We start from the raw sequence: 9,358 nt of genomic DNA on the forward strand, positions 1-9,358 counted from the left end.
GGGACGGTCGAGGTGGCGCCGGGCTGCTGCCCGCGCGGGTCGTGGGAGACGGGCTCAAACCGCACCGGACACCCCCGGCGTGCCGGTTGCGGTCACCGCGCGCGGGCCCGGCGCTCCCGGCCAGGCCAGCCGGGCGCGGCGCCGGTCCAGCAGCGCCCGGACCGGCACCTCCAACTGGCCGGCCGCGCGCATCAACGGCCGGTTGGCGCGTACGGTGCCGCCGTGGCCGAGCACCTCGGCGGTACGCGGGTCGTGCGGCAGCCGGGCGATCACCGGCAGCCGCAGCACCTTGCTGATCTCGCTGCTGCCGTGCCCGTCGCCGACCACGAGCAGGCGCAGGGTGCCCGGGGGGACCCGGTGCTCGGCGAAGTCCCGCTCGATGGCCCGGACCGTGGCGCGGGTGGCGGACAGGTCGGGCAGGTGCGCCCGGGTGACCAGCAGCACCACCGCCGCGGCCCGCAGCAGCGGCCACGGTGGACCGCCCACCTGCAACCGGCCGCAGTCGACCAGCACGTCGTACGGGGGGACGCCCCGCTCCAGGCTGGTGAAGAAGTCGGCGAAGCGCTGCCAGAGCGGGGTGACGCTGCCCGTCTGGGCCGGGTCGACGACGCCGGGCAGCAGCAGCCGCTCCCGCTTCGGCGCGTCCAGGTCGACGAGCTGCGACCAGAAGGCGCTCTCCAGGTTGCCGTCCCGCAGCTCCCCGACGGCCAGCTCGCCGAGCCCCCGCGGGCCGTCGAGCGCCCCGCCCAGGTAGCCGGCGAGGACCGAGCCGCCCGCCGGGTCGCACTCGGCCAGCACCAGCCGCCGGTGCCAGCTCAGCGCGGCGGCCAGCGCGGCGGTGGTGACACCCGGCGAGCCCTTCGCCGAGACCAGGGCGATGACCGCCATCAGGCCGCCTCGGTCAGCACGAGCGCGATCCGGTCGTCCGCGGCCAGCGCCACCACGGCCGGCACGTCCCGGACGGCCAGCGCCAGGTAGACGACCACGTCGTCGTTCTCCGGCGTCGCGGCGTCGATCACCGTGGCCTCGAACCGGGTGCCGCCGCCGCGCGTCGCGTCGCCGCTGCCGGCGCTGGTGTCCGGGGTGCTGACCAGCAGGACCTTGTCGCCGGGGTGCAGCTTGCGGGCGGGCACCTGGCTCGGCTCCAGTCCCAGTGCGAGCTGCTGCTGCCCGGGGCCGAGCAGCGGCGCGTCGGTGAGCTGGGCCGGGGTCAGCAGCGTGCCCGGGGTGAGCCGGACGGCGGCGCGCAGGCCCAGCACCTCCTTGATCCGGTTTGCCGGCACCGGCTGGAGCTCCCGCCCGCCGGACACCCGCACCGGGGCCAGGTCGCCGGCGGTGAGCTGCCGGCCGACCTCGACCGGCCGGGCCACCGCGAGGTAGCTGCCGGTGGAGCGGACCGAGGTGACCGCGAAGGCCGCGCCCAGCCCGCCGAGGGCGATCAGCAGCACGGCCAGGCCGAGCAGGCCGGGGCGGATCCGCCGCTGCCGGACCACCTTGGGCGGCGCCACCGGCGCATCGAGGGGACTGCCGTTCCGCGTCGCCACACTCATCGCGTCACCACCTGAAGTTCGTTGATCTGCACCGGGACGCTGCCGCTGACCCGGCTCTGGGCGATCTCGCCGCTCTCGCCACCGCCGGACCACTCGACGGTCCAGAACGTGGTGGCGCTGACCTGGTAGGTGCCGGCCCTGCCGTAACCGCGGTCGTAGCCGCAGTCGGGGGAGGTCAGCCCGGCCCGGGGGCCGTCGGCGGCGTACGGGGTGCCCGGTCCCGTGCAGGTGACCTTGGTGCCGTCGCCCATGGTCCAGACGATCCGGGTCACCCGGGCGGTGATCTCGACGGTCAGACCGCGGTCCGAGGCGGAGGCGCGCAGCGGCCCGAAGTAGGACGCGCCGCCGCTGGCCCACATCCACACCGGCAGCCCGACCAGGCCGGGGCCCTTGCTGCGCCTCGGCGCGACCGCGACCCGGGGCGGCAGCAGCGAGATCGAGGCCAGCGCCCGGCGGGCCAGTTCCTCCGGGTCGGGCGGCGCGCCGTAGCCGGGCGGTGGCCCGTCGCGCAGCACGACGGTCTGCGCGCCCAGGTCACCGCCGTTGCAGGTCTGCACGTACCACTGCTTGCCCTCGGGCGCGGCGGGCTGGGGCTCGGCCAGCTTGTAGTAGCAGCCGTCGCCGTTGTTGAACCAGCCGAGCAGGTTGTCGTAGCAGGGGATGACCCGGCCGTTCCACTGACACTTCGCGGCGGCGCCGCCGTCCCCGCCGCCGGGGCCGCCGCCACCGCCCGGCCCGCCCGGGGTGCCGGGCTCGTCGTCCCAGACGTTGCAGTCGTCCTGCCCGGGCGGGCACTCGCCGCCGGGGTCACCGGCGTGGGCCGGCGCGCCGGTCAGCGTCAGCAGCAGCGCCAGGCCGGTGGTGAGCAGCAGCCGGCGGGGCGTCCCGGCCCGGGTCGGGCGGGCCGGGACACCCCTTCCTCCCCAGGTCAACACGGCTGGTCCTGGTGTCCGGCGCCGGCGCTGATGAGCCACCGGCCGTCGGGGTAGCGGGTGGCGGTGGCGGTGGCCAGGTAGCGCCCGCCGCGGGTGCCGGGGACGATCCGGCGGTCCTTGGCGTAGACGAGGCGGTAGCCGGTGCCGTCCAGGCAGTCCTGGATCTCCACGGTGGGCGGATCGGCGGCCAGGTCGACCGAGACCACGGAAGGATCGGAAATAAGTCTTCCGGTACGCATCGCGCCGTGCTCCTTCGCGTCACGAATTGCCACCCGCACCCGGGTCAGCAGCGGATCCGCTACGAATCGGGCCAGTGCCGGATGGCCGGGATCGCTGCGTGCGCTCGCCGCCCGGGACGCGTCGAGATAGCCGGAATAGGCGGCGAGCGCGGCTTTTCCGGCCGCTTCCTCCTCGGCGGTGGAATGCGCGGCGGGTGCCGCGGCGGGCCCGGTCAACGGGCGGGCCGCCGCCTCCGGCTCGGTGCCGCAGCTGGCGGCCGCGGCCAGTAGAGCAAGGCTGAGCAGGCAGGTTTCCCATCGGCGGGATTGCCGTGTGCGCAACGCCGGGCCCTCCTCGGTGGCGTTCCGGAGTGGTCGCGTCGGCGCACTCCGGGCATGCGGAATCGCGCCCGGATGTGTACGGCCGGACCACGACTGCTACCGCTGCATTTACCTGTACTGATCTTCAAAGAATGGGGATGGTGATGTCTCTGTCGGCCTCCGACGCCAATTGATCGGGGGTTGCGTCGTACCCAAGGGGCGAGCATAGGCTGACGTCCGCCGATGCAACAGGGGCAATTAATTCGAACACTCTCAGTGATGACAGGTGGTGGCGATCGGTGGGTGTCCGGACGACGACGAACGGCCCGAGGGCGGGTCGGCCGGCGGCAGGAGTGCGGTCACCCGCACGCGACCTCCGGCGTCCCGGGCGCGGATCGCCGGGCAGCGGATTGCGGAGCAACGGCCCCTCTGGTCCGATCCGTCCCCTCGGCCCTCGCCCCGGCCGCCGGTCGCCCTCACCCGGTCGTCCTGACCCGGCCCGGCGCGGGCGGGACGCCGTTTTCCGCGCCATCCGCGACACGGCGGCGGAGCGAAAATCACTCTGCGTGCTCCAGAGTGGAACAGTCCGCGACCGTCCGGAGGGGCCGGCGTGACCGCCGAACGGGTCCGCACCGCGGCACCGACGGTCCCCGCCCGCCGTCCGGTCGTCCGGCTGCTGGCCGCCCTGGGGGTCGTACCGCTGCTCCGGCTGGCGGTCGCCCGCTACGCCGTACCCCCGGGGTCGTCGGACCGGGCGGGGTGCGACGGCTGCGGCGCGCCGATCGGCCTGGACCGGCCGCTGCCGGCGCTCGGGCCGGCGGCGCGCTGCCCGTCCTGCCGGGGGCGGGTCGGCGCGGCGCCCATGCTGGTCGAGGTGGCCCTGGTCGCGGCGGTGGCGGCGGTGGCGCTGACCGGCGGGCCGCCCGGCGCGCGGGCGGCGGTCGCCTGGTGGCTCGCCTGGGCGGTGCCCCTGGCCCTGGTCGACGCCGCGGTGCACCGGCTCCCCGACCGGCTGACCTGGCCGGCGGCGGCCGGGGTGTGGGCGCTGCTCGGGGTGGCCGGCCTGACCGGGCCCGGTCCGGGGCCCTGGCTGCGGGCCAGCGCGGCCGGGCTCGCGCTCGGCGCGGGCTTCGCGGCGACCACGGTGTTGCTGGGCCGGCGCGGGTTCGGCCTCGGCGACGCCAAACTGGCCCTGGGCGCCGGGGCGCTGCTCGGCTGGTACGGCTGGCCGGTGCTGGTGGCGGGGCTGGTGCTGGCGGTCACCCTCTCCGCGGTGGCCGGGCTGGCGCTGCTCGCGGCCCGCCGGGTCCGCTGGTCCAGCCACCTGCCCTTCGGCCCGTTCCTCATCCTGGGCGCCGCCCTCACCCTCGTCCTCGCGACGTGAGCGCCGGCGAGCGGGTCAGCGCCGGGCGGGCCGGACGGCCGGGCGGTCGGCGGCGCGGCGGACCCGCCGGCGCAGGACGTCGGCCACCGGGCGGGCCAGCACGGGGGTGAGCAGGGTGCCGACCAGCACGCCGAGCAGCAGGCCGGCGGCCACGTCGTGCGGGTAGTGCACGCCGACGAAGGTGCGGGAGAGCGCCGCCAGCAGGGCCAGCGGTACGGCCACCAGGCCGATCCGGCGGTGCAGCAGCAGCGCGGTGGCGGCCAGTGCCCCCGCGATGGTGGCGTGGTTGCTCGGGAACGACCAGTCGCCGGCCGGCGGGCAGTGCCCGGCCAGGATGGCCAGGTCGGCGGGGCTGCGGCAGGGCCGGTCCTCGGCGATCAGGGTCTTCAACCCCTCGCTGGAGGCGTACGCGCAGACCACCGCGACGGGGGCGGCCAGGGCGAGCGCCCGGCTCCGGAGGTCGCCGCCGACCATCCGGGCCAGCGCGGCCAGCACCAGCAGGACCCCGAGCAGGACGACCGCCCCCTCGGTGAAGTGCACGGCGAACCAGTGCACCGGTTCCGGCGAGCGGTCGGCGAACTCGACAATGTCGTGGTACCAGTCGACACTGACATCCGGAACGTCGGTCACCAGGGCGTCGGTCATGAATCACCTCACCAACTGTTCATACTCCGTTCACCTGGAGGGTGGTGGGGGAATGACTGTCGGGGCACCGAAGTCTCAGGAGCCTCTCAGGCGGGCCTGATTCGGTGGCCGTGACGTACCGACCTCGGGAGGACCCGTGCCGCACAGCCCCCAGGGCGACGAGAGCTGGCGGATCCACCGCACCGCGGCGGACCTGGACCGGCTCGGCGAGACCGAGTCGATCTTCGCGCTGGGCAACGGCTGGGTGGGCTGGCGCGGCACCCTCGACGAGGGCGAGCCGTACGAGATGCCGGGCACCTACCTCAACGGGTTCCACGAGCAGCGCGAGCTGAGCTACCCGGAGGGCGGCTACGCCTTTCCCGAACAGAGCGACACGGTGGTCAGCGCACCGAACGCCGCGCTGGTCCGGCTCTGGGTCGGGGGCGAGCCGCTGGACCTGCGGACCGGGACGGTCCGGCGGCACGAGCGGGAGCTCGACCTGCGCGCCGGGGTGGTCCGCCGGGAGACGGAGTGGATTTCGCCGGGTGGGCGGGGCGTGCGGGTGCGCAGCACCCGGCTGGTCTCGCTGCCCCGCCGGCCGGTCGCCGCCGTCGACTACACCGTCGAGCCGCTGGACGGCCCGGTCGAGGTGCGGGTCTCCGCCGACCTGCTCGCCAACGAGCGGGTGCCGGAGCGCGCCGACGACCCGCGCGCCGCCTCGGTGATCCACGACCCGCTCACGGCCGAGACCGGCCGGCACGACGGCACCGACGCCGTGCTCGTGCACCGCACCGCGCGCAGCGCACAGCGGGTCGCCGTCGCGGTCGCCCACCGGGTCGACGCGCCGGCGACGGTCGCCACCGACACCGCCCTGAGCCCCGACCGGTTCCGGCTGGCGGTCACCGGCCCGCTCCGCCCCGGGGAGCGGATCCGGATCACCAAGTTCGCCGCGTACGAGTGCGCGCACATCGACGGCACCCCGGCCGACGAGCTGGCCGACCTGGTCGTCGCGGAGGCCGACGCGGCCCGGGCCGAGGGGTTCGACGCCCTGCTCGACGCGCAGCGGGCCGCCCTCGACGCCGCCTGGGCCACCGCCGACGTCGAGCTGGACGGCGACCCGGAACTCCAGCAGGCGGTCCGGTTCGCCGTGTTCCACCTGCTCCAGTCCGGCCGGGTCGACGGCGACCGGACCATCCCGGCCAAGGGGCTGACCGGCAACGGCTACGACGGCCACGTCCTCTGGGACACCGAGGGCTACGTGCTGCCGGTGCTGACCTACCTCGCGCCGGGGCTGGCCCGCTCGGCGCTGCGCTGGCGGCACGCGCACCTGCCCGAGGCCCGGGACCGCGCCGCCGAGCTGCGCCTGGCCGGGGCCACCTTCCCGTGGCGGACCCTCGGCGGCCGGGAGTGCTCCGGCTACTGGCCGGCGGGCAGCGCCGGGCTGCACGTCAACGCCGACATCGCCGACGCGGTGCTGCGCTACGTGGCGGCCACCGGCGACACCGAGTTCCTGGCCGAGTGCGGCGTCGAGCTGCTGGTGGAGACCGCCCGGCTCTGGCACCGGTACGGCCACTGGTCCGACACCGGCGCCTTCCACCTGACCGGGCTCACCGGCCCCGACGAGTACTCCGCGCTGGTCGACGACAACCTCTTCACCAACCTGATGGCCCGGCGCAACCTGCGCGGCGCCGCCGACGCCGCCGAGCGCCTCCCGGCGGTGGCCGCCCGGCTCGGCGTCGACCCGGCCGAGGCGGCCGGTTGGCGGGCCGCCGCCGACGCGGTGCACGTCCCGTACGACGGCAAGCGCGGGGTGCACCAGCAGTCGGCCGGCTTCACCGAGCAGCCGGAGTGGGACTTCGCGAACACCGGAGCGGACGACTACCCGCTGCTGCTGCACTTTCCCTACCTGGAGCTGTACCGCCGGCAGGTGGTCAAGCAGGCCGACCTCGTGCTGGCCATGCTGCGCTGCCCCGGCGACTTCACCGCCGACGAGAAGGCCCGCAACTTCGCGTACTACGAAGCCCGGACCGTCCGGGACTCCTCCCTGTCGGCCTCCGCGCAGGCGATCCTCGCCGCCGAGGTCGGCCACCTCGACCTGGCGTACGACCTGTTCGCCGAGACGGCGTTGCAGGACCTCGAGGACCTCGGCGACAAGACCGCCGACGGGCTGCACCTGGCCTCGCTGGCCGGCGCCTGGCTGGTGGTGGCGCAGGGCTTCGGCGGGCTGCGCGACGACCGGGGCGTGCTCTCCTTCGACCCGCGGCTGCCCCGCCGGATCACCCGACTCGCCTTCCACCTGCGCTGGCACGGGCACCGGCTGCGGGTCACGCTGATCCCGGGCACGGCCCGCTACGAGCTGCCCGACGCCGGCCCGGCCGACGCCGTCGAGCTGTGGCACCACGGCGAACAGCTCCGGGTGACCGGGGCGGCGCCGGTCAGCCGGCCGATGCCGCCGGTGCCGGACCCCGGCCCGGAACCGCCGTCACCGCCCAGCCGGCGGCCGGCCCGGCGCGGTCAGGCGGACGCGGGCGGCGCCGCCTGACCGGGCACGCCCGACATCCGCTCGACGATCTCCTCCAGCGCCTCGAAGGCGTACGCCCAGTTGTGGCACTTGAAGCTGCGCAGCCCCTCGATCGGGGTGCGGCAGTCGGCGCAGTGCACGCCGGGGATGGCGTCCGGCACCTCGGTGTTGACGTACTTGCGCTCGCCGAGGATGACCCGCGCGATCATCCCCCGGTCGTGCACCCCGTGCAGGGCGGAGGAGACGATGTCGTACCAGTTCACCCGGCGGGCACACTTCGGACAGTCCGGTTCGTCGCCGCTGACCCACAACGGGGCGCCGATGCTCCGCGCCGGCATGTTCAGCAGCTTCTCCAGCCGGCGCACGTCCGACTCCGGCGTGGTCCAGCGGTGCCGGCCCGGCAGCGAGGCGGGCGAGTCGTAGACGGCGCGGAACACCACCGGGTCGACCTCCACGGTCTCCCGCCCACTGGTCATCGGTACCTCCTCGGCTCGGCTGGTCCCACCGTCGTACCAGGTGAACGGCCTCGCGTCAGCCCACCGCGCCCCGGCGGACCGCCTCGGCGGCCAGCCGCGACCGGCGCCGGTCGTCGTTGCTGACCAGGCCGAACTTGTCGTAGAGCCGGGTCAGGTGCTTCTTCACCGCGCTCTCGCTGACGCCCAGCGCGCCGGCCAGCACCCGCACGGCCGGCGGCTCCGGGAAGGTGTCGCCCCCGACCAGATAGGGGCGGCAGAGCGCGCCGAGCAGCTCGCGCTCCCGGCGGGTCAGCGCCGGCGGGGCGGGCGGCGGCTCGACGCCGACCGTGCTCGTGCCGGTGAGCTGGCCGGGGGCCCGGAACACCAGCCGCGCCGGCCCGACCTCCACCCGGTCGCCGTCGCGCAGGGTGCGGGCCTCGCGCAGCGGGGCCCCGTTGACCGTGGTGCCGTTGGTGCTGCCCAGGTCGCGAATGATCCAGCCGGACGGGAAGCGCTCGACCAGCGCGTGCAGCCGGGAGACCAGCCGGCTGTCGATGGGCAGCTCGTTGCCGGGGGCACGGCCGATGGTCAGCGTGTCCACGCTGAGCGGGACGAGCCGCACCGGGCCGGTGCCGTGGACCTCGAACCAGCCGCCGGTCACCGGTCGCACCACGGCTCGGTGGTCGCCGTGGTCACGGCGGCGGAGCGGGTGACGGTCACCGTCGCCGTGGCGGTGACGCACCGCCCCGCCGACGGCCACGGCTCGGTCCACAGCTCGTACGGCTGGCCGGTGGCCCGCTGCCGCGCCCGTGGCCCGCCCGCCCGCACCGCCAGGTCGACGGTCCAGGTGCCGCCGCCGGTCGACACGTTGTCCCGGTACTGCTTCCACACCCAGACGTACGCCATGGCGGCCCGGCAGCTCGGCGACCAGTACTGCTTCACCGAGATCGCGCGCAGGCCGCCCGCGTGCCCGTAGGCGGAGGCGCCGATCTGGTAGGCATCGGCGTAGCAGCGGCCCGGCGGCGCGTCGTCCTGGCTGGCCCGGCGCGGCGCGGCCGTCCCGGCGAGCGTCGTGGTGAGTCGCCGGTCGGCCACGGTCAGCTCCAGCACCGCCCGCACCGGGCCGGCCATCCGGGGCGCGGCGACCAGCCCCACCTCGCACCCGGCCCCCGGGTCGAGCCGGCGCGACGCGCACCCGTCCGCGACGATCCGCAGGTCGCCCCGGGACGGGCCGGCCAGCGTCACCCCGCGCACGGTCACCGGGTGGTCGCTGCGGTTGCGCACCCGCACCAGCCGCTCCGCCGACTCCGCGTAGAGGGTCAGCTCGCCCAGCTCCACCCGCTCGGGCAG

10 protein-coding genes are annotated in these 9,358 nt (G+C 75.8%); 2 read left to right on the forward strand and 8 right to left on the reverse strand.

Annotated features, from left to right (window positions below):
- Window positions 1-54 precede the first annotated feature (54 nt).
- From ACW0Q9_RS25825 to ACW0Q9_RS25840, 4 genes are read right to left on the reverse strand one after another with little or no spacing between them, the layout of a single operon-like run.
- Window positions 55-888, reverse strand: coding sequence for a ParA family protein (locus ACW0Q9_RS25825; protein ID WP_456185595.1), 834 nt, complete (start codon window positions 886-888; stop codon window positions 55-57).
- Window positions 888-1,550 carry an SAF domain-containing protein gene (locus tag ACW0Q9_RS25830; protein ID WP_456185597.1) on the reverse strand — a complete coding sequence of 221 codons (663 nt, stop codon included), beginning with the start codon at window positions 1,548-1,550 and terminating at the stop codon, window positions 888-890. Before ACW0Q9_RS25830 ends, ACW0Q9_RS25825 begins: the two co-directional genes overlap by 1 nt.
- Complete coding sequence (locus ACW0Q9_RS25835) at window positions 1,547-2,485, reverse strand: hypothetical protein (protein ID WP_456185599.1); 939 nt, start codon at window positions 2,483-2,485, stop codon at window positions 1,547-1,549. Before ACW0Q9_RS25835 ends, ACW0Q9_RS25830 begins: the two co-directional genes overlap by 4 nt.
- Entirely contained in the window at window positions 2,479-3,045 is a 567-nt protein-coding gene (locus ACW0Q9_RS25840) for a hypothetical protein (protein ID WP_456185601.1), read from the reverse strand. The genes ACW0Q9_RS25835 and ACW0Q9_RS25840 overlap by 7 nt, the downstream gene beginning before the upstream one ends.
- A 589-nt stretch (window positions 3,046-3,634) precedes the next feature.
- On the opposite strand from ACW0Q9_RS25840, the gene ACW0Q9_RS25845 reads away from it, so the two are divergent.
- A complete protein-coding gene (locus tag ACW0Q9_RS25845) occupies window positions 3,635-4,408 on the forward strand; it encodes a prepilin peptidase (protein ID WP_456185603.1) in 774 nt (257 codons plus the stop codon).
- Window positions 4,409-4,423: 15 nt separating this feature from the next.
- On the opposite strand, the gene ACW0Q9_RS25850 is transcribed toward ACW0Q9_RS25845, so the two are convergent.
- On the reverse strand, window positions 4,424-5,053 hold the full coding sequence (locus tag ACW0Q9_RS25850) for a phosphatase PAP2 family protein (protein ID WP_456185604.1): 630 nt from the start codon (window positions 5,051-5,053) through the stop codon (window positions 4,424-4,426).
- A 136-nt stretch (window positions 5,054-5,189) separates the two neighbouring features.
- On the opposite strand from ACW0Q9_RS25850, the gene ACW0Q9_RS25855 reads away from it, so the two are divergent.
- Window positions 5,190-7,574 carry a glycoside hydrolase family 65 protein gene (locus ACW0Q9_RS25855; RefSeq protein WP_456185606.1) on the forward strand — a complete coding sequence of 795 codons (2,385 nt, stop codon included), beginning with the start codon at window positions 5,190-5,192 and terminating at the stop codon, window positions 7,572-7,574.
- On the opposite strand, the gene ACW0Q9_RS25860 is transcribed toward ACW0Q9_RS25855, so the two are convergent.
- The 3 genes from ACW0Q9_RS25860 to ACW0Q9_RS25870 form a co-directional block, all read right to left on the reverse strand.
- Window positions 7,547-8,029: a hypothetical protein gene (locus tag ACW0Q9_RS25860; RefSeq protein WP_456185607.1), complete on the reverse strand. Its 483-nt coding sequence runs from the start codon at window positions 8,027-8,029 to the stop codon at window positions 7,547-7,549. The genes ACW0Q9_RS25855 and ACW0Q9_RS25860 overlap by 28 nt on opposite strands.
- A gap of 55 nt (window positions 8,030-8,084) precedes the next feature.
- Entirely contained in the window at window positions 8,085-8,669 is a 585-nt protein-coding gene (locus ACW0Q9_RS25865; RefSeq protein WP_456185608.1) for an FHA domain-containing protein, read from the reverse strand.
- Window positions 8,666-9,358 (reverse strand): hypothetical protein (locus ACW0Q9_RS25870; protein WP_456185609.1); only part of this gene is annotated, 693 nt, incomplete at its 5' end. The genes ACW0Q9_RS25865 and ACW0Q9_RS25870, both read right to left, overlap by 4 nt.

It is taken from the genome of Micromonospora sp. I033 (genome assembly GCF_053890995.1).